The sequence below is a fragment of the Paenibacillus castaneae genome, from assembly GCF_002884445.1.
Classification (GTDB): domain Bacteria; phylum Bacillota; class Bacilli; order Paenibacillales; family Paenibacillaceae; genus Pristimantibacillus; species Pristimantibacillus castaneae.
In genome coordinates this window covers 3,129,996-3,155,583 of record NZ_KZ614144.1, presented here as the reverse complement: position 1 = coordinate 3,155,583, position 25,588 = coordinate 3,129,996, and the positions used below count along the sequence as shown (strand labels likewise).

The window sequence follows — 25,588 nt, the reverse complement described above, 5'->3', positions numbered from 1 at the left end:
AATATAACGTAACCCAGGGTAAATAAGTTACAAAAAAGCTACAACAGTTAAAAATTAATTTTAACGCTTACCTGCATCCTCACTACCTTACTTATTCTATACCCAACGCAAGGAGTATTGACTACCTTATTTGCTATTTTCTTTTGTTTTTTTTGTAAAATATGCAAACTCTATTAGATCACTGCATCTCATAGGATCACGGTCATTACACTTTCACCCAGCGCTCTCTTTCATTGCTCTTTAATATCGCATCCGTAATGCACATCGCTCTATGGCCATCTTCAAAAGTTGCAAATTCAGTTTTATCTGTAAGCGGGTCTTTTCCTTCCTTAATAAACGTATAGAAATGAAGCATCATATTTTTCAAAGAATCCGGCCAGCCCTCCTGATGTCCCCCAGGATGATGGATGGATGACTGAGCCTCCTTGAGAAATAAAGATGGATCTGCCATTAGAACTTCATTTGAGCGATCGCGATGACCAATCCATAATTTAGCTGGCTCTTCCTGCTTCCAATAGGCGGATTGCAGAGATCCGTTCAATTCAAAGCTAAGCGCGTTTTTTCGCCCTGCGCTAACCTGGGATACGGTGAATACGCCTTTACTTCCATCCTCGAAACGAATGAGAACGGAAGCATAATCCTCCGTATCTACCGAAACCTCTTCGTATGGGATATCATCTTCGCCAGCAATCCCGTCGAATGTTTCTTGTGCAGTTATAGGTTTTTTTCGTACGGGAAACACAGTCCACAAATCGGAGAATACTTCTACAATTTTTTTGCCTGTAATATATTGAACAGTATCACACCAATGTGATCCGATATCCGCAATTGCTCTCGACTTGCCGCCCATCTTACTGTCTAAACGCCAGTTGTAATCTGTATCATACATGAGCCAATCCTGCAGATAGCTTCCGTGTACCAGATTGATCTGGCCTAATTCACCTTGCTTGACCATTTCAGACAGCTGTTTCATCATTGGAAATTGGCGATAATTAAAATTAATGCCGTTAACGATTTTTTTCTCTTTCGCAAGCGTTACTAGCTCTGCCGTTTGGTCACATGTCAGGGCTAGCGGCTTTTCCGACAATATATGCTTTCCGGCTTCTATGATTTCTTTGTTGATTGGATAATGCAAATAATTCGGTGTGCAGTTGTGCACCACATCAATTTCTGAGTTGTTTAATAAATCCTTATAATTCCCATAAGCAAGTGGAATTCCTAATTGCTCCGCTTTGTGCTTTGCTTTCTTCTCATCACTTTGAGCAAGCGCAATAACTTCAACAAATTCTAATCGCCTAACTGCTTCAATATGCGCAGAACCGATAAAGCCAGCTCCAATTATTCCTACTTTTATTTTCTTATCCATAGTTCATCCTCCATACGACGATCAGAATGGTGTATTGCTTCCCACGTTAGGAACGCAACTTCCTATGCCAATGCCTATGCTGAGCTATGGCCATAACAAAGCCTTTCGTGAAAGCATGCAGATCGTACGTATCAGCTGCAGATATAATACCGCGGTCTGCCGCCGATGAAGCATCAAGCTTAATTCCTGCAGCAGCAAGAAGCTCATTGCCTTCTCCAACGGCAGCAATTGTTTTATAATGCTGGAATGCTTCCTTCACGAAATCGATGGATTTCGGATCTGCAAGAAGCTGATCAACACTAGTGCGTCCTCTAGCTATATAAACAGCGTCATAAAGCAGTGAGTCGCTCGTTAAGAGAGCATAGTCAGGTTCCAGCACAGCGCCGTTCTCACTTGCTATAGGCCCTAATTTGGTGCTGATTATGTCGGCTGTCACTCCTGCTTTGGCCAGCGCCTGTAGGACTTGCTTGATCTCGTTATCATAAAACCCATTGTCTACCAAAATAGCCACTTTTCTTGTTCTAGCCGTTTTGATGCTGTTCTCCTGGCTCAAAGCTGGCGATGAGGCGGTGACGCCGGTTGCTTTACCCTCTGTGGCCTTTGCTCCAATTCCACTTGCGATTTGCTCAGCAAGATCCTCGGCTACATGGCTGAATACATCCACAACATTTTGCCGAATTTCCTTTGATTTCACTTTTCCCAGCTCGAATCGGAACGCATTAACGATATGTTCTTTCTCAACGGCACTCATACTGTTCCAGAATAAAGTCGCTTGACTAAAGTGATCCTTGAAGCTGTCGCTTCGCGCTTGAATCTTATGTCCCTCTACCTTCTCTGCATAGTGAGCATAACCGCCTTTCTTCTCGGGAGCAGGTTCCGGCGAATTGCCCGCAAGGGAGTTTTTATGATAGCTGACAGGGCCTTGATTAATTGTCATGCGATGCATGCCATCGCGTTGGTTATTGTGCACAGGCGCAATCGGGCGATTAATCGGAATTTCCGCGAAATTCGGTCCGCCTAACCGCGAAATTTGGGTATCCGTATAAGAGAATAACCTTCCTTGTAGCAGAGGATCATTAGAGAAATCAATCCCCGGCACCAGATGTCCAGGATGGAATGCAACCTGCTCGGTTTCGGCAAAGAAATTATCCGTATTACGGTTTAGCGTCATTTTGCCAATGATTTGCACAGGGATCATTTCTTCCGGCCATAGCTTAGTTGCATCGAGAATATCGAAATCGAACTTGAATTCATCCTCTTCCTTCAGCAACTGCACGCCAAATTCGAACTCTGGGTAATTACCGCTTTCAATGGCATCCCATAGATCACGTCTGTTGAAATCAGGGTCCTTGCCCGCGATCTTCTGCGTTTCATCCCAAACGAGCGAATGAGTTCCAAGCACGGGCTTCCAGTGGAATTTAACGAAGTGCGACTTTCCTTCCTCATTCACAAACCGGAAAGTATGTACACCAAAGCCTTCCATCATCCTGAAGCTTCTTGGAAGTGATCGATCGGACATCGCCCACATGATCATATGCGCTGATTCGGTGTTATTCGCAACAAAATCCCAGAATGTATCATGAGCCGAAGCAGCCTGCGGAATTTCATTATGCGGCTCTGGCTTAACAGCGTGAATGAAATCAGGAAATTTCATCGCATCTTGAATGAAAAATACCGGCATATTATTGCCAACAAGATCATAATTTCCTTCATCTGTATAAAATTTTGTCGAGAAGCCGCGTACATCCCTTACAGTATCACTTGAGCCGCGTGAGCCGGCTACTGTCGAGAACCTTACAAATACGGGCGTTTTAAGGGAGGTGTCATTTAGAAATTTAGCTTTCGTTATTCCCGTTAAAGGCTCATAAAGCTCGAAATAGCCATGAGCTCCAAAACCACGCGCATGTACAATTCTTTCTGGAATACGTTCATGGTCGAAATGCGTCATTTTCTCGCGGAAATGAAAATCCTCCATTAATGTCGGTCCGCGAACGCCCGCTTTCAGCGAATGCTCGTCTTCACTTACTCGCAGACCTTGATTAGTCGTCATACTCTGACCGTTATTATTAACACGATACTCATTCAGCTGCATGTTTTTACTGTTTTTGATCACTTCATTCTTCTTATTATTTTGTGTCATGTTGTTCCTCCTTGGAGTAGAAAATAGCAATTCATGTCGTTAATTATTAAATAAACTGAAGCAATAACTGACAAACATCTCAGCTTTTATCTGCTAATATGGTTATCATGTTGTCCCAACATAGAATAGGAGCGCTGATTATGAATACAATATCAAACGAACACTTTTCCAATGAAACAATCGCTTTCGACGGTTTTAGCTTTATTGGCTGTACGTTTACCAATTGTGTTATTATCATTACGACTTTGGATTTTAATTTTGCCGGCTGTACTTTCTATGAATCTGCCCTTCATGTCAATCCGGAACTATCTATTTTTGAAATCTCTCATAAGCTCTCGCAATCTACTTATGATTCGGAAACGAATTGTTTTCGAGATGACTATAAATACCCGCATTCGATCGTAGAATTGCCAACTGTATCGATTAGCTAAACATGGCCTTGTTCAAACATCCCACCTTTTTCGTTATTTTGAAGTTTGAATTTGTCTATTATTATTAACCACATAATGGTGAGTTGAACCCAGTCCAAAATAGTAAAGCAAGCTGTTAATGATCGATAATTAACTATGTTAATAAAAAGGCCCGCCTCTACAAGAGAGACGGGCCTGTTCAATATGTAAGCTTCAACTTAAAATACGACTTGCCAATCTTTCTATACGGAGTACGAGCTCCTGCATATGGAATGGCTTTACAACATAATCGTCTGCACCTATTTGCAAGGCGTGCACAATATCATTCGTATTATTGCGGGCAGTCAGCATGACGATTAATATATTTTGTTCCGGATAATGTTCACGGATTCTGCGAAGCACTTCCAGACCGTCAAGAGTAGGCATGGAGCCGTCAAGCATAATAATATACTTTTCGTCCTCTTTGTACCAATCCGATGAAATGAAGTCCATCCCATCCGAATATTCATAAGCTTGCACTTTCGTGTTATTAAGCGGTTTCCAATGAGAGAAGCGATTAATTACGATTTCTCTAATTAACGGATCATCATCGACAATAATGACATTAAGGAAAGAATCATAACGAATTTCAGATAATTCTTTCGTATATACAATCGTTTGATTTCTGCCAGAACGTTTGCCGCTGTAGAGCGCCTGATCGGCCTCCTCGACAAGCTTCTCTGTATCGCTATTGTTAGTGCTTATTTGAGTTACGCCAGCTGAGAAGGTCACATGGAAGTGTTCTTCCCCCGCTTGAAATCGAATCGCGTTAAACCGTTCTCTAATTTGGTCTAATAATAAAGCAGCTTCTGTTGAATCCTTATTCGGAAGCAGCAAAGCGAATTCTTCTCCGCCATACCTGCATAGAATATCTTCATCTTGATTGATGAGTGAATGGATGGCAGCTACAAAAGCTTGGAGCACCTCATCGCCTTTGAGATGCCCGTAGTTATCATTTACATGCTTGAAATAATCCAGGTCCATCATAACGAGAGAAAATACTTTGTTCGATCGATTATAGTTGGCGATGAACTGCTGCATCATTCCGTTATAATGTTTACGGTTGTATGCACCAGTAAGCTCATCTATAACGATGGATCTTTCCCACTCACGCTTCATAGCAAACCGATTATCAATAAGTGCCAATAACAGATCAACATCAAACGGTTTGGCCAGAAAGTCCATTGCACCAGAACGATAAGCATGTATTTGATTCTCAATCGAAACATTGGCGCTTATCATAATAATCGGAATATGCCCCTGCTTTGCTTTTTCAACCATTTGGTTAAGCACATACATACCGCTCTTGTCCGGTAAAACAATATCTAGAAGGATAAGACCAGGCTTCCAATCATAAAACAGCTTCAAGCCACGTTCTGCATTGAGGGCAATAGTTACTGGATACGATTGCTTTTCAAGAAATTCCTTCACATAAGCAACAAAATCAACATCATCATCAATGACTAATACTCGGTTTCGATTATTGTCCAAATCCTCGATATCATTTGGCACCGCTTCAGGCAAACCGATAGGTTCTATTTCCACGGGAATTAGGGCGATCAAAGGTTTTAAATGCTGCTCCCATTCTTCCTTAACGCATTGCTTATGACTATCGGCAGAGAAAAGCAATTCCTTCTGATCCGAGTATTTCTCAACCTCCGTCAGTCCGATTGTGCCGCAAGTACCCTTAAGATTATGGAAAAACCGATGAATATCTTGCTCTTCTACTGCCGGTTGACTGGACCAGGTATCCATTGTTTGTAAAATTCGTTGTTTAATAAGTCTTTTATATTTATCGGTTTTCATAGCACTCCCTCAATTAACGCACCATGCGTTGAATCGCTTCACTTAATTTACCAGGTAAATAAGGTTTCACAAGAAACTCATGAATCCCCCATTGCGCTGCTTTTTCTTTCTCTTCAAAAGCGCTGGATATAATAATCGGTATGTTTATTAAGGAAGCTGATTTTTTGATTTTACTAATAATATCCCAGCCTGAAATTTCTGCTTCCAGCATAAGATCGATCACAACTATATCTGGATTCAACAGTTCGATTTCTTCTATTGCTTTCTTGCCTTCCGTATAAAGCTGTACGTTAAAGCCTTTTGATTGCAATTCATCTCGCAGCAGGATAGATAAATTATGATCATTCTCAATCAACATGACATTAATTGATGTTTCCGATTTGATCATAATTTGCTGCTCCTCCAACAAGGAACGATTCATTGACTCGTCAATAGGCAAGGACACAATGAACGTACTGCCATGGCCGAACTCGGATTCTACCTCAATACTGCCCTTATGTCTTGTAATGATCTCATGCACAATCGCCAGGCCTAGACCTGTTCCGCCAATTTCTCGCCTGTCCGAATTATCGACTCTATAAAATTTATTAAACAGGTTTGGAATAGCTTCCTTTGGGATACCAAGCCCTTCATCTTCTATACGAATCATAATTTGATTATTGTGGATACTGCTGCTTACTTTAATTTCCCCGCCGTTAGGCGAATATTTGATTGCATTGCTAATTAAATTGATAAACGACTGCTGCATTTTCTCGCGATCCGCAACAACCAGCATCTGCGAAGCTTGGTTATGCCACGTAATTCGATGGGAAGGTGCGGTCATTTGTTGTGTTTCAATTACTTCATTAATTAATGTCGTTAATGATAAGGGATGCATATCATAGGTTTGTTTCCCAGATTCCATCCGCTGCAAATCGAGAAAATCATTAATTAATGTCGTTAACCTTCTTGCTTCCTGATGAATCGTAGTTACATATTTCCGCTGACGCTCTGGTTTAAGCTCGCGATGCAGCAGCAGCTCTGCAAAACCCAATACACTAGCAAGCGGAGTGCGAAGCTCATGGCTGACTGTACTCACAAATTCTGATTTCATTCGATCTACTTCGTATTCCTTCGTAATATCCCGATGAACGAGCAGTAAGCCGAATTTCTCTCCGTTACGATATAGCGGCTCGCAATAGATTTGAATGAAGCGTCGATCTGGTTCTTTAATCTCATAATTCATGCTAAGAAGATGATTAAGTACATCGTTGTTCGCTAAGTTTCTAATAAACTTAATAAGAGGCTCCGGTTCAACAACAGTAGCTTCAATGAGTGCTAGAAAGGAATCCAGCTCCAGCTCGATCTTTTCAATGTCGCTCTGAAAGAAACCAAATATCTCAGACATTTTGCGGTTAATCTGGAGAGTGGTTCCTTTAAGATCCATGAACTGAATGCCTTCTTGTATAGTGTTCAGCATATCTCCCGTCATCTGGCGCTGCTTCTCGGATTGCTCATACAGCTTCAGCTTATCGAAAGCTAACGATACTTGAGTCATCATCCCGACTATTTCAGCTTCTTCTTGCTTTGCAACAGCCTTATTCACCTTGGTGAGAATTAAGCATGCTGCCATCTCATTCTCGGAATTCAATATCGGCAGAATTAGATCCGTTGCCCGCATCGGTTGGGAATGATAACCTTGCTCCGCCGGGTGGCAATCTCGTACGATGGTATAGGATTTCTTAGTCTGAGAAGCTCGAACTACAATTCCTTCATTAATCGTAAGAATGAATTGCTTCGCTGCATCGTTAGAAACGCCAATAGCTGCATAATCATGCTGATCATTCATCATTACAATTAGACCTTTGTCTGATTCCGTAATACTGACCATATTGCTTACGATACTTTGCAATAGTTCATTTTGGTCGAGCGTATTAGTTAAAGATTGTATTAATAAATTGCGTTTCATCAAATATTGTTCATTTTTCTCCATTTGACCAAGCGCTTCTTGCAGCTCCTCCTGCTGAGCTTGCAATTCATCCTGCTGAGCTTGCAGCTCTTCGTTCTGAGAGAGCAATTCTTCTTCCTTGTTTTGAATTTTCCCCATCATTTTCTGCAGCGAACGCGAAAGCTCGCCAATTTCATCTAGTCTCGTTAAATTTTCCAACTGGAATAGCTCACCATCTGCGAAACGTCGTGCCTGCACAGTTAACTGCTTGAGCGGAGCACCAATATCTGTTGCAATCCTTCTGGTAATAAAAGAAGACAAGAAAAGAATTATTAACGTATACAGGATGAAGAATATCGCTTGCATAGATAATTTTTGGATTAGCTTGTCATTTTTTTGCTCGGCGAAATGCTGAACCTTATCTTTGAACTCACGAGAATACTTGATCAAAGCATTCACAGGATTATTTTCGCCCGCTTTAACTAAAGTGCGAAGAGATTCGTAATCCTGCTTCTGAGCTAAGGCAATAGCCTCTGGCAATATATCATCGAAGTAATCGGTAAAAAAGGATTCAATGTTTTGCATAACCTCTTGTTCATCTTCTGTGAGGCTTAATTTCTTAATTTCAATAAGAGAATCCTTTAGCCCCTTCTTCTCCACAAAAATTTGATTGTACTCATAGTCGTTTAAATAAACATAATAGCCGCGTGCTCTGAGAATGATTTCATTGGAATGATCTGCAATTTGAGAAACAAGCTCTTGTTTATGACGTATTTCATCTGTCTCGTTTTTGTATTGCGTCAAAATCGAAATCGTGCTCCAAAGCATAAATACAGCGCCTATTAATATGAGAGTTAAAGCTAAAATCATCATGGACACGAATCGTCGTGTAATTCGACCATTATAGAAAAGTCGGAGCTTACCCACAAAGCATCTCCTCTACCTTAACAATCAACTCAAGCGGACTGAATGGCTTGGACATAAACTCATCTGCTCCTGCGAAAAGAACTTTATCTTGTTCGGCTTGTTGATTCTTCGCCGATAGCATTAAAATTTTGGAATCCTTGCGGGTTTCTAATTGACGGGTTTGCTCTATAACTTCGATACCGGTCAGATGAGGCATCATATAGTCAAGAATAATTAAATCGAAATCATTTGCTTTAATTTTCTCAAGCGCCTCCATGCCATCAGCAGCTTCATCAAGGTCGTACCCCTCATCTTCAAGCGTGTCCATGATCAGCATGCGTAGAACAGGCTCATCCTCTGCAATTAATACTTTCTTCATGAAATGATATTCCTCCAAATAAACATATTTTCCTATTTTATCGACAAGTTTTGTCATCAAACAACATATAACAGTTCGACATTCGACAAAAAACTCCTTCATTAAAAAGATGAAAAGAAGAAATAATTTGCATTTATTCTAAAATCAAAACGAGCAGACTGCCCAATGGCTGCCTGCTCGTTTTTTCCTTCTATGAATCGTCCTCATCCGCTAACGTGCCTTGACGATTATTTTGCGTATGCTTTCACCGGATAGATGGTATTTACGCTCCAAATCAGCAACCGTCCAACCATTTGTATAGTAATTGGATATTTCTTTATTCCGTTCTGCGAGCAGCTTCCGAGTGCCGCTTACCTCACCCCAGTGCGCGCGCTGCTCAGCAGCTTTAGGCACATAAATCAAATCACCTTGAATATACTTTTGAAGCTCCATTAATAAGCTAGGGGGAAGCACGTCTCTCCCATTTTTGTAGTTCATTATAAATATCCTCCTCGAATAAGCTAAGCTTTGTGCGATTAAAAGAAACAGTAGTTGATATTACCATTTTTTTCTTCCTCCCTTCGATTTTTGGCAAAGCATTGGGTAGCAATAAACATGAGAACTTTCTCCTCCATAAGAATGGATTCGTAAAGATACTATTTCAGTATAGTGAAAGCCTTTTCAGTTTACAAGAAAATTTTGAAAAAAAACCCATCTTCATTTTTATTTTAGCGAAAAGAAAGAAGGAGGCCCTGCGGCCTCCCTCATCAATCATAATCTCCGATTAAACGGAGATCACCTCATAATTTTGAATCAAATCGATCAACTCCTTTCCTATTCATTCGTCGGCCCGACTTCATCAGTATACGTCCATTTTCTGGGTGAGTGGTAGTGAAAGAACATTTATAAAAGAACTTTACCAGCCAAGCTGACGGATCATCATGTATGTGAGGAATCTACATGTTACGCAGCGCTGCACATGAACATACTTGGACCGTATTCCTGACACGGTCGAATAGGCTGCTGCTGAGTTCTTGTCTGCATCCACCTCGTTTGAGCTAATCCCAGCATCACAGCCATATCAGCAGCATCTCTTTGTGCAAGGTGAACGAGGAGAGTCATATCTCCTTTCTCATTGGCCAACATGAAAGCACTAAGGAATTGAGCTATATCTTCTTCTATCGATGCAGGAAGAGCAGCTGCTTCAAGCTCCTGCTGTACTCCTGACAGTGCTGCGCGAGCTCTGTGAAGCGCAGCCTTGGCGGCTCCCTCGGTCATGCCAAGCATTTCTGCTGTTTCCGTTGTGGAGTAAGCAAATACGTCCCTCAGCAAAAAAACCGTTCGCTGCAGAGGGGATAAATGCTTCATTAAAGCATTCAAAGCATCTTCGATCTCAAGACTGCTTCGTTCTATAATCATTTCGTTTGGTCTCATCTGTTTCAAAATGCTGGTATAGTGACTTTTTCGTCGTGTTTGATCAATCCACGTATTTTTGGCAATGCGAAGAAGTAACGCTTCCAGGTTATTATGTGATGTTCCTTGAACAACACCCCATCCTTTCAACCATGTATCCTGTGCTAAATCCTCTGCATCCCACCTTGATTTAGTTAGAGATAAGCAGTACCGATGAACGACTGTTTGCAATTGTTCTATATATTTATCTGTTGATCTTGTTTCTCTATTATCCGTAATTACCATTAATCATCCTCCTCATCGGCTCCCGGTTTTCGCAGCTGAAAGAGAGCTTTCCTTAATAAAGTAAACGATTGAGCCTCTAGAAAGGATACGCAAATTTAATCTTTTTTGAACCGTATCTTTTATGTCCAATTATTCGTTTTCTGGTGGAAAGCAAAAAACAAAATCAGGAGGAAAACAAATGAGTTCATACATCCCTTATGTAGTAGAGCAATCGAGTCGCGGCGAGAGATCTTATGATATTTACTCCAGATTGCTTCGAGATCGCATTATATTTCTAGGATCCGCAATTGACGATAATGTCGCTAACAGTATTACTGCTCAGCTTTTGTATCTAACAGCGGAGGATTCGGACAAAGAAATCTTCATGTATATCAACAGTCCCGGCGGCTCGACTTCTGCGGGGTTCGCCATATTTGATACCATGCAGTACGTTAAGCCACCGATTCATACGATTTGTACGGGATTAGCAGCCTCCTTTGCTGCCATTCTACTCCTAGCCGGTTCCAAGGGTCATCGCTTCGCACTTCCTAATAGCGAAATTATGATTCATCAGCCGCATGGAGGTGCGCAAGGCCAAGCGAGCGACATCGCGATAAGCGCGAATCGCATCCTTAATATTCGTGCCAAATTGAATGGAATCGCCTCTAAGAGAACCGGCCAGCCGCTTGAAAGGATTGAGAAGGATATGGATCGCGATTACTTTATGTCCTCTGAGGAAGCACTGCAATATGGGATAATCGACAAGGTTATAACTTCATTATAGTCTTATGAATTTGAAAAGAAATGAGGAAGTTTCAGAAGCAGTTATCATCAAATAATTTCAAATTCTGATATTAAATTTTATAAGGCTGGCAGCAGGCAGCAATAGACCAAAGAAGCAAACAGCCGAACAGGTATAATTACCCTGTTCGGCTGTTTTGCTGTCCTATCTATGTTTCAATAGCTTCTATTAGGCTTTTATGAATCCAGATAGCAGCTTGGCTGCCATCTCCCATAGCTATTGCAGCCATCTCTGAGTGGGCTGTCACATCTCCCGCAGCCCATACATGCTGGACGCTGGTTTTCTTGGTTCGTGCATCTACAAGAATATGTTTATTATCCGATAGTTGGACATTGAGCTGCTCTGCGATATCGGAACGGACGATATTACCGCCAAGAGCAACAAAGCAGCGCTCAGCTTCCAAGACGGTACCATCACTCAATTCAACGCCTTTAAAGCTGGATTGCTGAGTAATTACAGAATGGATTGATTTCTTAATATAAGAAATACGATGCTGCTCAAGCTGATGGAAAAGCTGCTCATCTAAAGCCGCAAGCTCATGATTAACGTAAATGAGTTCCGTTGTCCAATGCATGAGTGTAAGTGCCATATTCGCACCAGGATTGCCAGAACCAATTACGATCGTACGTCTATCTGCTACCTCGTATCCATCGCAGTCTGGACAAATATAGACGCTAATCCCCATGCAGGGCAGCAGCTCTGGAAAAGGAGGCAAGCGATCTTTAACGCCAGTAGCAAGAAGCAATCTCTTGCCGTGAAATGTCTCACCTGTGTTGGTATGGATGACAAATCCTCCGGATTCCTCTCGAACAGTATCTGCTGTCGCTCGTATGAATTGAACATGCAGACGTTCCGCCTGCTCTCTGCCTGCTGCCAGCAATTGTGCTCCGCTAACTCCATCCTGCCACCCGAGCAGGTTATGATAGCTTCTGCATAAGCGGGATCGTCCATCCGCTGCGTCGATAACAGCTACTTTATGACGATATCTTCCTAGCTGTACAGCAGCTTGCAAGCCAGCGATACCGCCGCCCACAATGATACAATCAAATCGCATTTAACAGCCTCCCGCTTAGCTGGATGTTCATACGATTGTTATTATTTTTGAAATGAACTCCTGCTATGCAACGAGGTTGATTTCAATGGATACTTTATTGCTGAAGACTGAGGCTTCTTCTTTTCTTCAGCAGCTCTGGCAATGCTATTCCAATGAGAACAACGATAACGCCTGCCCACTGCAGCGTACTGACATACTCATTTAGAACAAAGGAGGAAAGCAGGACGGCTACTGGCAGCTCCGATGCTCCAAGAATGCCTGCCATGCCTTCTCCGATATGCGGAACTCCGACAGCAAACAATACAGGCGGGATAAACGCACCGAACAAGCCAAGCATAAACCCGTACAGTATAAGATCACTGAGAATTTGCCCATTAAACAAAAATGTTGGCGGGAAAAGAATGAATACAAGCACTAAGCCCCCTGTTATCATCCATGCGCTTCGGTAGGCAGGATGCACGGATGGAACGGCCTTTCCGCTGAATAGAATAAACAAGGAATAACTTACTGCGGACAGCAGACCTAATACAAGACCCATAATATTGAAACTTCCTGTGCCCTGCTCCATAATTCCTGCTGCAAGCAGCGTACCTCCAAACAAGATGGCAATGGTGATAACCATAATTCCAGTAGGACGTTTACGCTGACTAACCGCCTGAATAACGACGCCGATCCAAGTAAATTGGAATAATAAAATAATAGCTAATGAAGCTGGAATATAACGAAGTGATTGATAATACAGCAAGCCTGTAATAGCGGTTGGCGTACCGGCCGCCATCAGCATAAGCCGATGCTTCCACGTTAATTTAACAGCATTCTGTGATGCATTTGAATTTGAATTATTGCTTGAGCCTGCCTTTTGTTTCTCGCGCCATTTCATAAAGAAAGAAAGACCCCAAGCGAGTATAAAGCCTGTTAATAATTGAGTGCCGACCACTTCTCCTAATACGTAGCCTTGCCCGTATGCAAGAACGACGATGGTGGATAATATGCCGTAGCTGGCTGCACCAAGAAAAACCGATAGCATGTATTTCATCTGTATTACTGCCCCTTTCTGATGTTGCAAGCCTACTCTTAAACAAAAAAAATCCTAACCGCGAATATAGAATCATTTGGAATGATCTTATATTCGTAGTTAGGAAGTTAAGGCTTCCCGTAGAAACCCTCACCCTGTATTTATGTCCTTCTGTGAGGTTATACGAATTTATTTGGTTATGAGTTGGTTCTTGACCTGTAAATCTTACATGACAAGTAATCCACTGTCAATAGTCAAATACCTGGTAATCCTTATCGTTCATTGCGGCTTAAGCTGCTATATCATTCATATGATGTTATAAGTTTTCGCAAACTCATCTTCATTGATGCTATCTTAATTCTTCCACAACATTGGAAGGCATTTGCCCTTTCACGCCATCAACTAAATTATACGCGGCCAGCATGGCCATTTCAAAGCGTGTCTGTTCCGTTGCTGAACCAATATGCGGCAGTGTCAGAACATTCGGCATGGACAGAAACGGATGTTTTGCGTCAATGGGCTCCTTCTCAAATACATCCAGACCTGCAGCAGCAATCGTTCCCTCCTGCAGAGCTTCAATCAAAGCCGCCTCATCAATCGTTTGGCCGCGTGAAATATTGATGAAAATAGCTGTGGACTTCATTAATTGAAATTCATTTCTGCCCAGCAGCTTTGTTGTTTCAGGTGTTAATGGTGCAAGCAGCACAACGAAATCGGAAACAGAAAGTAATTCGTTCAACTCCGCATAGCGTACACCAAGCTTCGCCTCTGCCTCGGGTTTGCGGCTTCGGTTGTGATAAACGACATCCATTTCAAATCCAAATTTAGCGCGGCGCGCTACAGCCTCACCTATTCGTCCCATGCCAATAATGCCCAGCTTGGCATGATGTACGTCCGTTCCGAACAGGGAACGGCCATCCCCTTGCTTCCACCTTCCGTCTTTCACATAACGATCAAGCTCAGCAACGCGCCTTGCAGCACCCAGCATGAGCGCTAAGGCTAAGTCTGCAACAGTATCGCTTAGTACATGCGGCGTATTCGTGCCAAGCACGCCTCGCTGCTTCATTGCAATGAGATCGAAATGGTTGTACCCAACGCTAATACTGCTAACAATCTTTAAATTTGGAGCAGCCTCCAGCAGCTCAGCATCAATTCTCAAGCCGGCAGTAAGCAAGCCGTCAACATGGGTAAGCATAGGATACAAGCCCTCTGAAGTAATTGGCTCAGCACTCTCCCACTTAACAATATTGCAATGCTCAGCAATATATGCCTCTACCTCTGCTGGAATGGGACGGTCAATAAATACAGAAGGTCTCATCTTCATTCTCCTCTCGATATCGCGGTTTCGATAAATGAGTCATACACCCATTATAAAACGAATAGTCGAATAACAAAATGGACCAAGCTGCAATCGTATTTGTTATGGCTGCTTAATCATGCATAGCGGCTTGCTGCTTGTATAAATCTTCTATTACAATACATGCCATTGCTTCTACTACAGGAATAATTCGCGGACAAATACAAGGATCATGTCTGCCAATCGTCTCAATTGCCTTTTCTTCTCCATGAATATCGATTGTTTGCTGCTGAACGGATATCGAGGACGTCGGCTTTACAACGATTCTGAATACAATTTCTTCACCTGTACTAATGCCCCCGATGATTCCGCCTGCATGATTGGTCAGAAAGCCATTTCTGTCCATTTGGTCGTTATGCTCACTTCCCAGCATGTCCGCCGCGGCAAATCCGGAACCGAATTCAATCCCCTTTACAGCGCCAATCGACAGCATAGCCTTCGCAAGCTCAGCATCCAGCTTATCAAATACGGGTTGGCCAATGCCAGCTCGGACGCCTCTTATTCTACATTCCACAATTCCGCCGCAGCTGTCGCCAATTGAAGCCAAATGTTCAATTTTTTCAATCATCTTAACTGCAGCGTTAGAATCACAAGCCCTAACCGCATTTTTCTCGATTTCGTCCTCAACATAGGTTTCGCATTTGATTCCGCCTATTTCCTTCGTATAGGCAACGACGCTGACTCCCCTGTTTTCTAGAAGCTTGCGTGCGACGGCGCCGCCTGCTACCCGTCCTGCCGTCTCTCTCCCAGATGCTCTCCCGCTTCCACGGTGATCGCGAATGCCATACTTTTTCAAATACGTATAATCAGCATGTCCGGGACGGAAAGAATACTGTATATCGCTATAGGCGTCCGGCCTCATGTCCTTGTTATGCAGCATAATAAACAGTGGTGTACCTGTTGTCTTTCCTTCGAAGGTGCCTGACAGAATGTTGATAATATCATATTCCTTGCGAGGCGAAGTGACGGAAGATTGTCCAGGCTTCCTGCGGTCCATTTGAATCTGGATATAAGCCTCATCTATTTCAACGCCAGGACTTACGCCATCTACGATTACACCGACTGCTTCTCCATGAGATTCTCCGAAAGTCGTTATTTTAAATTGATTGCCAAATGAATTTCCAGCCATATGAATTACCCCCGAATGTTTGTTTTGACGATGTTCTTCTATTTCTATTATAATTTTGATTATGTAATAAATGAAATTCAAATTTAACGGTCTTGCCATAGAAGGAGTTAATATCACTATGAATATAAACTTGGAATGGTATCGTATTTTTTTATATACTGCCCAATCAGGAAATTTAACTAGAGCTGCAGAAGAGCTTCATATCACGCAGCCATCTGTTAGCTATGCCATAAAGCAGCTCGAAGCAGCGCTCGGCGTGAAGCTGTTCGATCGTTTGTCCAAAGGTGTCAGGCTGACAGCAGAAGGCGCCTCCTTATTCGTATTTGTAGAGAAATCGATTGCTTTTCTGGAGGCTGGAGAACAAAAGCTTCGTTCGCTCAAAGACCTGACCGCCGGTGAGCTTCGAATTGGCGCCAGCGGGCCGATTATTAAGCATGTATTACTACCTCAGCTGGATTTATTTCATGCGGAGCATCCAGACGTCCGAATACGCCTTGCCCAAGGAAAAACTTCTGAAATACGAAACCGACTTAAGGAAGGCCAGATTGATTTGGGACTGGTTCATTTACCGCTGTATGATGAAGCTCTGGACGTAAGTCCACTGCTTGCAATACAGGATTGCTTTGTGGTCGGGCCTGCTTTCAAAAAATATTCAGAGCAAGTGATCACCTCAGAGCAGTTCATACAAATACCGCTTCTTCTTCTTACCCCTGGCAGCAGTACCAGAGGTTTTGTAGACCAATGGTTGATATCTCAAGGATTAGAAGCAGAAGCGGATATTGAGCTGAGCAGTATGGATATGTTGATTGAACTCGCAGAGCGAGGCTACGGGGCAGCGTTCGTAACGGAGTCATTCGTCAAACAAGAGCTGGAGCAGGGTAAATTGTTTCGATTGAATAGCGATAAGCCCATTCCTACCCGTACAATAGGAATAGCAACGAGACGAAATACCTCCTTGTCTCTTATCGCGCAGCGATTTATTGAGCTGTTAAATAAGAATCAAGCTTAAAGGTCAATATTATCCCTAATTTTCAATTAGTGGCGTATATCCTGTTTTCTCAACTAAATACTGACCCTGCTCTGATTTGATCCACTCGATAAAGGGAACACCGTTCGGATTAAATGTGTTAACGGTTGAAAATAAGTATGGAGTCAACTATAATATAATATGGTTTTAATTGTTTACTGGAAAGGAATTATACGATGAGCGATAACAACAATTTTCGAGTATTATTGTATTATAAATTTGTAGCTATCCCTGATGCAGAGCTGTTTACAGCTGAACATCTTGCCTATTGTAAAGAGTTAAACGTTAAAGGCCGTATCCTTATTGCCGATGAAGGCATTAACGGTACCCTTTCAGGCACTTTCGAGCAAACGGAGCAATATATGCGTGATATGCATGCAAACCCGCTGTTCTCTGATCTAGTATTTAAGATTGATGAAACAGATAAGCATGCTTTCAAAAAAATATTTGTTCGTTACAAGAAAGAACTTGTAACACTTCGTTACGAGAAACCGCTTGACCCCAATACATTAACCGGGACCCATCTCTCGCCCAAAGAGTTCCATGATTATTTGCAAAGAGATGATGTTATTATTCTTGATGGCAGAAGCGATTATGAATATGATCTCGGTCACTTCCGCAACGCTATCCGACCTGATCTGGAGACGTTCAAGGAGTTTCCTGAATGGCTGCGCGAGAATATGGCTGAATTCAAAGACAAGCCAATTCTAACTTATTGTACAGGTGGAATTCGCTGTGAGAAGCTCACGGGCGTTATGCTTAGCGAAGGATTCAAGGACGTCTATCAGTTAGACGGAGGAATTGTTACCTACGGCAAGGACGAAGAGGTTCAAGGCCGGCTTTTCGATGGCAAATGTTATGTATTTGATGAGAGAACTTCCGTTGACATTAATCGGACGGATGAAGCGTTTGTTGTCGGCAAGTGCCACCATTGCCAGCAGCCTGCCGATACGTATATCAACTGTGCAGACGATTCCTGCCACTTGCAGCATATCGTATGCAAACAATGTGAAGAAACCAAGAATGGCTTCTGCTCATCGGAATGTGAAGAGCATGTGACCAGCCTTAATGCATAAATACCGAAAAAGGTTGATCTTCTTCGCTTTTGCGAGAGATCAACCTTTTTTGTACGCATATTTTGCAATACTCTTACTAAGCACTCAGAAGCCTGTAGGATGACCCGATCTCAATAACGCATCATCCAAATAAGCCCGATATAGCGGCTCATCCGGTGATTCCAAGAGAAGTGCGCGATAATAAGTGACGACCTTTGGGAAGTAATACGGATTAACATCCACTGCCTGCACTAAGCCCGCTCGCTGCCACCGATAGGTTTCCACGCGATAAGCTTCCTGGGAGTCATGATTCCATAGCGCTATTTCGCATAGTCCATCCCTTCCATACATGCCTGGCATATCCTCGATTTCAATGCGATTATACATCATACCATCAGGAATTAGTCGGTTAAATCCGTACGGCGTCCAATGATATATATCGAGCTCTGAAACATTCCAATCCGCCTGCCAGCCAATAATTAAGTTTAGTTGGTTAGATCTTGCGATAGGTGCTGCCCACAAATCATTAACGCCCTTGCCTCTTCCTTTTGTTTCAAAAATACGATACCAGTTAGTTCCGTTTCTCTTCAAGATCATCATATAAGGCTCATTATCAAGCTCATATACAGCTGTTATTTCCTGCTCCTGATCGCCATCAATATCTGCAATTAGTATGGCTGGCTGATTGCCGTATTGCTGCAAACAACTAATTTCCGCATTCGGCGGCAGAAAGCTCCGAATCATTCGGTCATATATCCCATATTGACTCATCGTTATCCCTCCCTCTCCGTAGTCTTCAGAAGAGAGTATGCCGATTTCACTCATAAAAGCACTCTAAAAGAGATTCATTTATCAGTTCGATTAAAACCATCCATTTGGGACAACCTACAGATGATGTCTCAATGAAATAACAAGCAAATGGAGGTTTCTATAATGGCTAGAAATAAAAACAAATCGATACCTAGTAAAAATCAAGCATTCGAAGCAAATTCCAAAGAAGCAGAAAATAATGTGGCCGCTTCTACTTCAATGAATCGCAATCAGAAGGGAGATTTGCCTAACAGCCCTTCAACTGGTTAATGTCTAACGCTATTTGGAAAGAGGCTGTCGCGATTTTCCGCATCGACAGCTTCTCTTCTCTTGTCTCATTCACGTCTTAATGTTGAATAATACTTTCCCAGCGGTGCTTGTATTGCAATAGCCGAGGATGAAGAGGCTCAGGCTCTGTTAATAAGAGAAGGCGGACTTTGACAATCCATTCCTCAAAGGATGAGAAGGATGCGAACTTATTAGCCATCTCTCCGGTCAAAAGCAAAAATAGCGGTGGCGAATAGGTTTCGGTTAAATGCCTGAGGGCAGTATCGATAGGTGTATACTTTTTGCGTTTTATTTCCAAGCGTTCAACGGTAATGTCCATGTCTTCCTTATCCCGCTTCCATTCATGAAGCCTATCCTCTCGCTTGTAAAATGCGCTAACCGTTTCATTGGAAATTCGTTTCATACTTTGTTCATGCAGGGGATAGAGAACGAGTTTTTTGAATGAACGCTCCTTTAGTAAATAAGCTGCCAAATCCAATTCCCGATCCGATATGTTCTGGAATGAATCATAGAAGATAATTGTTCCCTTCCGTACATCTTTGGGCGGCTCATAGCCGAAAGGTACTTTCTGAACAGTTTCGCTCATCAATGGTTGCCTCCTTGTGTCATGATGTGCTCCTATTATTACCTGAAGCCTGAAAATAACACATTTTCAAAGGAATTACCATGCTAGAGCTTTTTATAATCGCTCTTCATAATATTTTTAACCATGCTGGACCATTTCGAGTTGGCAGGACAATATTTTTTTGCAACCCGTTCCACCGTTTTCAGTCCCTTTCCAACATAATTTTTGGAGAGAAGCTGTCCAAATTTCCGTACGCTGTCCCCCTTCGTCTTAAAGCTGAATGCTTTATTGTATTTGTCTCCATCAATTGCATTCAATCCAAATAAGTTGTTTTTCTTCTGAGCAAGCTTACTTTTTCCATTGCCGCTTTCAAGCTTCATGACCGCAATCGTGAAATAGGCATTAATACCGTATTCTTTTTCAATCTCAAGAATCGCCTGCTCTAGCCCCTCGCCTGCCAGTGCTGTTCCTTCAAATATTTTCTCAATATGGGCTTCCGTCAAGCCGGATTCCGATGCCACAATGGATGTAGGCTCATTGATCTGAGTTTCATCAATATCTGGCGCAGCTTCTGAATCCTCCTTCTCTGACTGCTCTTGAACAGGTTCAGAACTTTCTTCTCCTATAGCGGAAGAAACAATTCCCTGTGAACCAGCATCCGCGGCTGTCGTTTGGCTCTCAATTAAACGAGCATAACTGCCTTTCATATAGCCTCCGTCCTTCAATTCCAGCCAACCATTATCCGTCACTGCTATAACTTCGAAGACGGAGCCTTGCTTAACGACCTTAACAATACTTGCTGTCGCATTCGGACTCGTACGCACATTTAAGTAAAAGGCGGTAACCTCATATGTATAAGTCGGTGTTTCATCAACAGATTTAGCGGATGGCAGCTCCTCTATGGCAGTTGATGGAGCATCTTCAGCCGCTTCGCTCACGTTAATTAGATGCGACACATAGGATGGAACAGATTGAGATTGGAACGTTTCACTGGCATAAGGAGCGTGCCCGGGTAATGAATCCTCCTTTTGCTCTGGAGAGATTGCTTCTGCTGTTACAAGGGGTTCATTCGCTAATGGCTTATGATTTAAGGGTTGAATCGTCATTCCTAATGTGATTAATAAAGAGATCAATAACATATACACAAAAGTGCGCTGAATTAACTTTTTTCTCATGACTATACCTCTTCCTATTGTTTAATGGAGGATACTTGTTACGAGCTAAGTTAGGTCGCTTCACAAAGCTGAACGAGGACAATCAAACAGTCTGTGGAAATTATATGTTGATACATCAGACATAAGACGAGTTTTTATCCTTTTTGTAAAATCAAGCATGCACAAAAAAGCTCTTATTCCTGATGGAATAAGAGCTTTTTTGCTAAAAATTATTTTTTGAAGCCTGCCGAATGAGCCGCAATAATCTCGTCCATTTGTTCATTCCAGACGTTATCTTCGGTACAAATGTCAGGATGAGCCTCGAACCAAGCGACCGTTTGCTTGATTCCTTCTGCGAAGGATATGGTTGCTTTGAATTCGGGTACTAATTGTTTAATTTTTGAATTATCAAATACGCTGGTTACCGATTTGTCGCCGAGCAATCCCCCTTCTAGCTGCGGATCATGGGAAATTAGAAATTCACTCGAAATATGAACCAGATTAGGCACCGCACCGGCGGCATCTCCAATGGCTTCATAGATTTGATTCCAGGTCAGCACCTCATCGGAAGTAATATGATAAGCTTCCCCTATTGCTTCATCGCGGCCCAGCAGACCCACAAAGGCTTTTGCGAAATCAGTGTTATGCGTCATCGTCCATAAGGATGAGCCATCGCCGTGTACAATGACTGGCAGACCTTTGCGTATGCGGGACACTAGCGACCAAGGATGCTGCCAGCTGTTCAAAGCAGCCGGAATCATAGTATCACCATACGTGTAGGATGGCCGCACGATTGTAATAGGGAAGCCCGAAGCTTCTTGCTCTTCTCTTAGCAGCTGTTCACAAGCGATTTTATCACGTGAATAAGACCAGTAACGGTTTTCTAGCGGAGTTGCTTCCTCAGTAATGATATAATGTTTCGGCGGTTTCTGATAGGCAGAGGCCGAGCTAATAAATATAAACTGCTTGGTACGTCCGCGGAAGAGCTCAATATCCGTTTGAATATGCTCCGGCGTAAATGCAATCCAATCGACGACGACATCGAAGTTCATTCCTTCCAATGCGGCGGAAGCAGAATTCATATCTCGTATGTCACCATTAATAACGCGGGCTCCTTTAGGTACAAATTCATCTCTTTTACCGCGATTGAATAAATAAAGCTCAATCCCTCTTTCAACTGCAAGTCTAGAGACCGCTTGGCTAATTAAACCAGTTCCGCCGATAAACAATACCTTCATGACCAAATCTCTCCTCACGTTTGGTAGAATGCGCTGCAATAAAAGGTTGCTAGAAGACACCTCTGCTCCAATTATAAAGCGGTCTGGGCAATAGCACCATATGCGATAATCTTTTCCTTGAAATATAATGATATAATCGTTTTAACAAGCAAGAAAGGAGCATCAGCAATTGAAAAAGTTAGCTATTACTACGGCCTACTCGATCGTTCTTTCAGCTTTGCTGCTAAGCGCATGCGGAAGCGGGCAGTCTCCAAGCAGTCATGCCGGGCATTCGAACGAGACGAGCGGAATAACGGAATCCGATGAAAGCCATCAAGCACATACACATGTTAGCTCCGGTGATCTTCAGGAGACAACAGCCTCTCTAGAGATTCTTCCGACCTTTCTAGATGGAAGCTCCAAAACGATACGAACCGCCTATCAAACAGCTGCCACCATTACGGATGTGCTGCCTTATATCCCCTGCTACTGCGGCTGCGGAGAAAGTGCCAATCACAAAAGTAATTTGAACTGCTTTATAGCTGAAATCAAGTCGGATGGTTCAGTCGTATGGGATGACCACGGCACTCGCTGCAATGTATGTATCGAAATAGCTGTCACTTCTGCAGCAATGAAGTCAAGTGGCATTGAACTCGAAAGAATCCGTCAAATGATAGATGAAACATATCAGGAAGGCTATGCAAAGCCAACGCTTACTCAGCTCCCGCCTGTATCCTGATTAGAGTTCTACGACAATCTTGCCGCGCACATGTCTCTCGGACAAACGGGTTAATGCAGCAGGCACTTGATCAAGCGTTATTGTTTCGCTTACCAGCGATACAATATGGCCTTCAACCATGAGCTGCATAAACTCTTTTGCCATAATCGCTAGGTCCAGCTCGGCCTCGCGATTGCCAGAGCCATGTGCTCCTCCGAGCATAAGCTTGTGAACAGAAAACGTTTTGAATGAAGGCTGAAAGTCAGCGACAACTTCAGGTGCACCGGCAATGCATGCCAGCTGTCCGCCGAAGGAGAGCGCTGATAAATCAGCTTGAGCTGTTTTTCTATTAATGGTATTCAGGATGAGATCGACACCTCTCCCTTCCGTGAGATCCATTATCCGCTCATGAACATCTTCTGAGTTGTAATCGATGACCTCATCTGCTCCAAGCGATTTCAAATAATCGCTATTTTGGGCGGATGCACTGGTCAAGATAAGGGCTGCACCCTTATTTTTTGCAATTTGAATGGCATAGCCTCCCACTCCGCCGGCCCCGCCATGTATAAATATGGTTTGCCCCGCTTTCAAATTCATCTTCCTAATCAAAGCTTGATAAGCAGTTAAGCCTGCACATGGGAAAGCTGCCGCATCCGTAAAAGAGAGGCTGACAGGTATTTCTGCCGCCGTATGTGCCGTCGTCACCGCATATTGTGCGAAAACACCCTGCTTAGCTAAATCCCCATGAAAAACGACGCGATCGCCAGCTTTCCATTGCTCTACGCCCGCTCCAACTGCATCTACATAGCCAGCCGCATCAATTCCCGGAATATGCGGATAATGCCATGCTGGATTGCCGTTTAACATGAGCTTATAATCTACAGGATTTAATCCAGCTGCTTGTACCCGAACCGAAATTTCGCCAGGACCAGGCTCCGGCTTCGCTATATCAGCCATTACTAATGAATCCGGCTTGCCCGGATTGTGAGTGACAATTGCTTTCATTGTATATCCTCCCTTTTATATCCTAATCTCGTTTCTATTATAGTCTATATACGGTTTGCAAAAAAACAAACAAAATCATAACTTTACGGCATCGCCACATCAGGGTCAATCTTACTAAGATTAAGCTATAAAACAGCTGCGATAATTCAATTGCTGCGAATGTGGAGGTGATATATGATCCTGCAAAATAAGGTTGTTTTCCTAACAGATGCCGATAATGAAACCGGCCGTGCTATCGTTAGAAAAATGATAGAAGCTGGCGCGCACATGATCTTAAACAGCCCCTCGGGAGGCCGGAGCCTCTCAAATGAATTATCACGAATGAGTGAAGCGGGTTTGCAAGCCATCGTCGTTCAAATTGATCTTTGTAAGAGCGCTGTTGTAGCCGAAATGCTTCAACTTGCAGAACAAAAGATAGGAGCCGTTGACGTCTTCATCCACAATAGCAAATTTATTCATCGCGCATCTATTGAAGCCTGCGAGGAAGATGATTTTATGAGCAGCTTGTCTGACAATGCCAAATCCGCCTTCATTTGCACGCAAGCGGTTGGCAAGCAAATGATGCAGAAGCAGACTGGCAAAATCATTTATGTCTCTTCTATACATGCGGAGAAGCCGACCGGTTCTGCTTTTGCCTTCAGCGCGTCCAAGGGTGCAGTCAAAATGCTGTCAAAGGAAGCTGCACTCGTACTCGGACGCTTCGGTATCAGCGTAAATACAATAGAGTTCGGCCCTGTTGAAGGAGATAATGAGTTATTTCAGAGCAGTCTATCTACCCTTTATAACGATTATGAATATAAAGTTCCAAATGCGATACTCGGTACCCACGAGGATTTAGCCGAACTCATCCTCTTCCTTTCCTCTGATGATGCACGTTACATAAATGGCGCGGACATTCGGCTCGACGGCGGCTTCCTGCTGCATTATATGAATTTCAAAATGAAACGACCTTAACGCCGTTATGGAGGTGTACGATGAGTATAAAAGGCAAAATAGCACTCGTTACGGGTGCGGGAACCGGGATTGGCAAAGGAGTCGCCATTGAGCTTGCCAGACGCGGCGTTAAGGTCGCCATTCATTACAATCAGAGCGATGCCGGTGCGCTTCATACGAAGCAGCAAATCGATGAATTCGGCGGAGAAGCGATGATCGTTCAAGCCAATGTGTCGAATAAGCCGGAGATTGAGCGCATGGTAAGTGAAGTAAACGAGTTCTTTGGCGGCATTGATATCCTTGTTAACAATGCGGCATTGCAATTGAATTATGGCTTCTTCGAGCATGATGAGCATTCTTTCGATCGCATGATGAGCATTAATCTTAAGGGCTACTGGCAATGCATGCAGGCCGCCCTGCCTTATATGAAACAAAAGCAATCTGGCCGAATCATTAATATGTCATCCGTCCACAGCAAGCGACCAACTGATTTCGACGTTGTGTACGCGATGACGAAAGGCGGTATAAGAATGCTTGGAAGAGAAGCTGCTATCGAGCTTGCTCCATTCGGTATTACGGTCAATACAATCGAGCCCGGACATATCGATGTTGGGAAACAAAGCGCTAGGGAATCCAAGCCCATTATGTCACCCGAAGATTTGGAAAAAAGCAAAAAATCAAAAAGCTCCATTCACGAAAAATTCCCGCTCGGGCGTGTTGGAACTCCGTTTGATGTCGCTCAGCTTGTCTGCTTTATCGCTTCCGATGAGAATGAATTCATGACTGGCACTTCTATTCGACTTGATGGTGCGAGCATGCTTCTTTAATAG

The 25,588-nt window shown here is 43.0% G+C and carries 24 protein-coding genes and 1 riboswitch; of the genes, 8 read left to right on the top strand and 16 right to left on the bottom strand.

The genetic code is table 11. The features are described from left to right. Window positions 1-205: 205 nt before the first annotated feature. Together CEF13_RS14005 and CEF13_RS14000 are read right to left on the bottom strand one after the other, a co-directional pair. Window positions 206-1,366 (bottom strand): Gfo/Idh/MocA family protein, encoded by a 1,161-nt coding sequence (locus CEF13_RS14005; RefSeq protein WP_102711265.1) that lies wholly within the window; start codon window positions 1,364-1,366, stop codon window positions 206-208. 46 nt (window positions 1,367-1,412) lie between these two features. Continuing rightward, a complete protein-coding gene (locus CEF13_RS14000) occupies window positions 1,413-3,506 on the bottom strand; it encodes a catalase (RefSeq protein ID WP_102711264.1) in 2,094 nt (697 codons plus the stop codon). A gap of 140 nt (window positions 3,507-3,646) precedes the next feature. On the opposite strand from CEF13_RS14000, the gene CEF13_RS13995 reads away from it, so the two are divergent. Further along, window positions 3,647-3,937 (top strand): hypothetical protein, encoded by a 291-nt coding sequence (locus CEF13_RS13995; protein WP_102711263.1) that lies wholly within the window; start codon window positions 3,647-3,649, stop codon window positions 3,935-3,937. A 192-nt stretch (window positions 3,938-4,129) separates the two neighbouring features. On the opposite strand, the gene CEF13_RS13985 is transcribed toward CEF13_RS13995, so the two are convergent. From CEF13_RS13985 to CEF13_RS13960, 5 genes are all read right to left on the bottom strand, one after another. Next, window positions 4,130-5,761, bottom strand: a complete 1,632-nt coding sequence (locus tag CEF13_RS13985) for a GGDEF domain-containing response regulator (RefSeq protein ID WP_102711261.1) — start codon at window positions 5,759-5,761, stop codon at window positions 4,130-4,132. A 13-nt stretch (window positions 5,762-5,774) separates the two neighbouring features. Beyond that, window positions 5,775-8,615, bottom strand: coding sequence for an ATP-binding protein (locus CEF13_RS13980; protein WP_102711260.1), 2,841 nt, complete (start codon window positions 8,613-8,615; stop codon window positions 5,775-5,777). Further along, complete coding sequence (locus tag CEF13_RS13975; RefSeq protein ID WP_102711259.1) at window positions 8,608-8,973, bottom strand: response regulator transcription factor; 366 nt, start codon at window positions 8,971-8,973, stop codon at window positions 8,608-8,610. Before CEF13_RS13975 ends, CEF13_RS13980 begins: the two co-directional genes overlap by 8 nt. Window positions 8,974-9,183: 210 nt before the next feature. After that, complete coding sequence (locus tag CEF13_RS13970; protein WP_102711258.1) at window positions 9,184-9,450, bottom strand: CD3324 family protein; 267 nt, start codon at window positions 9,448-9,450, stop codon at window positions 9,184-9,186. Between the two features lie 465 nt (window positions 9,451-9,915). Beyond that, the gene (locus CEF13_RS13960; protein WP_102711256.1) at window positions 9,916-10,650 is read right to left on the bottom strand and encodes an RNA polymerase sigma factor; all 735 of its coding nucleotides are present in this window, start codon (window positions 10,648-10,650) and stop codon (window positions 9,916-9,918) included. Window positions 10,651-10,828: 178 nt separating this feature from the next. Here CEF13_RS13960 and CEF13_RS13955 point away from each other — a divergent pair, with 178 nt between their 5' ends. Beyond that, window positions 10,829-11,413, top strand: a complete 585-nt coding sequence (locus CEF13_RS13955) for an ATP-dependent Clp protease proteolytic subunit (RefSeq protein ID WP_102711255.1) — start codon at window positions 10,829-10,831, stop codon at window positions 11,411-11,413. A gap of 166 nt (window positions 11,414-11,579) precedes the next feature. Here CEF13_RS13955 and CEF13_RS13950 read toward each other — a convergent pair whose 3' ends face one another. From CEF13_RS13950 to aroC, 4 genes are all read right to left on the bottom strand, one after another. Then, the gene (locus CEF13_RS13950) at window positions 11,580-12,485 is read right to left on the bottom strand and encodes an NAD(P)/FAD-dependent oxidoreductase (protein WP_102711254.1); all 906 of its coding nucleotides are present in this window, start codon (window positions 12,483-12,485) and stop codon (window positions 11,580-11,582) included. Between the two features lie 94 nt (window positions 12,486-12,579). After that, entirely contained in the window at window positions 12,580-13,521 is a 942-nt protein-coding gene (locus CEF13_RS13945) for an EamA family transporter (protein WP_102711253.1), read from the bottom strand. 76 nt (window positions 13,522-13,597) lie between these two features. Then, window positions 13,598-13,707: riboswitch (purine riboswitch) on the bottom strand. Between the two features lie 142 nt (window positions 13,708-13,849). Next, window positions 13,850-14,818, bottom strand: coding sequence for a 2-hydroxyacid dehydrogenase (locus CEF13_RS13940; protein WP_102711252.1), 969 nt, complete (start codon window positions 14,816-14,818; stop codon window positions 13,850-13,852). Between the two features lie 112 nt (window positions 14,819-14,930). After that, window positions 14,931-15,986: a chorismate synthase gene (gene aroC, locus CEF13_RS13935; RefSeq protein ID WP_102711251.1), complete on the bottom strand. Its 1,056-nt coding sequence runs from the start codon at window positions 15,984-15,986 to the stop codon at window positions 14,931-14,933. Between the two features lie 118 nt (window positions 15,987-16,104). Between aroC and CEF13_RS13930 the strand changes: the two genes are divergently transcribed. Together CEF13_RS13930 and trhO are read left to right on the top strand one after the other, a co-directional pair. Then, on the top strand, window positions 16,105-16,995 hold the full coding sequence (locus tag CEF13_RS13930) for a LysR family transcriptional regulator (protein ID WP_102711250.1): 891 nt from the start codon (window positions 16,105-16,107) through the stop codon (window positions 16,993-16,995). Between the two features lie 194 nt (window positions 16,996-17,189). After that, window positions 17,190-18,089, top strand: a complete 900-nt coding sequence (gene trhO / locus CEF13_RS13925) for an oxygen-dependent tRNA uridine(34) hydroxylase TrhO (RefSeq protein WP_102711249.1) — start codon at window positions 17,190-17,192, stop codon at window positions 18,087-18,089. 84 nt (window positions 18,090-18,173) lie between these two features. Here the strand turns inward: trhO and CEF13_RS13920 are convergent, their stop codons facing one another. Further along, entirely contained in the window at window positions 18,174-18,839 is a 666-nt protein-coding gene (locus CEF13_RS13920) for a hypothetical protein (protein ID WP_102711248.1), read from the bottom strand. Window positions 18,840-19,001: 162 nt separating this feature from the next. Between CEF13_RS13920 and CEF13_RS28800 the strand changes: the two genes are divergently transcribed. Continuing rightward, window positions 19,002-19,148 (top strand): hypothetical protein, encoded by a 147-nt coding sequence (locus tag CEF13_RS28800; protein ID WP_166742785.1) that lies wholly within the window; start codon window positions 19,002-19,004, stop codon window positions 19,146-19,148. Window positions 19,149-19,224: 76 nt separating this feature from the next. Here the strand turns inward: CEF13_RS28800 and CEF13_RS13915 are convergent, their stop codons facing one another. From CEF13_RS13915 to CEF13_RS13905, 3 genes are all read right to left on the bottom strand, one after another. Continuing rightward, window positions 19,225-19,752 carry a hypothetical protein gene (locus CEF13_RS13915; protein WP_102711247.1) on the bottom strand — a complete coding sequence of 176 codons (528 nt, stop codon included), beginning with the start codon at window positions 19,750-19,752 and terminating at the stop codon, window positions 19,225-19,227. 83 nt (window positions 19,753-19,835) lie between these two features. Then, complete coding sequence (locus tag CEF13_RS13910) at window positions 19,836-20,906, bottom strand: glucosaminidase domain-containing protein (protein ID WP_102711246.1); 1,071 nt, start codon at window positions 20,904-20,906, stop codon at window positions 19,836-19,838. Window positions 20,907-21,115: 209 nt separating this feature from the next. Next, window positions 21,116-22,123 carry an SDR family oxidoreductase gene (locus CEF13_RS13905; protein WP_102711245.1) on the bottom strand — a complete coding sequence of 336 codons (1,008 nt, stop codon included), beginning with the start codon at window positions 22,121-22,123 and terminating at the stop codon, window positions 21,116-21,118. 169 nt (window positions 22,124-22,292) lie between these two features. Between CEF13_RS13905 and CEF13_RS13900 the strand changes: the two genes are divergently transcribed. After that, complete coding sequence (locus CEF13_RS13900) at window positions 22,293-22,841, top strand: PCYCGC motif-containing (lipo)protein (RefSeq protein ID WP_208414466.1); 549 nt, start codon at window positions 22,293-22,295, stop codon at window positions 22,839-22,841. Here the strand turns inward: CEF13_RS13900 and CEF13_RS13895 are convergent, their stop codons facing one another. After that, a complete protein-coding gene (locus CEF13_RS13895; RefSeq protein ID WP_102711244.1) occupies window positions 22,842-23,825 on the bottom strand; it encodes a zinc-binding dehydrogenase in 984 nt (327 codons plus the stop codon). Between the two features lie 174 nt (window positions 23,826-23,999). On the opposite strand from CEF13_RS13895, the gene CEF13_RS13890 reads away from it, so the two are divergent. Both CEF13_RS13890 and CEF13_RS13885 read left to right on the top strand, forming a co-directional pair. Next, the gene (locus CEF13_RS13890) at window positions 24,000-24,779 is read left to right on the top strand and encodes an SDR family NAD(P)-dependent oxidoreductase (RefSeq protein WP_102711243.1); all 780 of its coding nucleotides are present in this window, start codon (window positions 24,000-24,002) and stop codon (window positions 24,777-24,779) included. Window positions 24,780-24,799: 20 nt separating this feature from the next. After that, window positions 24,800-25,585 carry an SDR family NAD(P)-dependent oxidoreductase gene (locus CEF13_RS13885; protein WP_102711242.1) on the top strand — a complete coding sequence of 262 codons (786 nt, stop codon included), beginning with the start codon at window positions 24,800-24,802 and terminating at the stop codon, window positions 25,583-25,585. The last annotated feature ends 3 nt before the right edge of the window (window positions 25,586-25,588 follow it).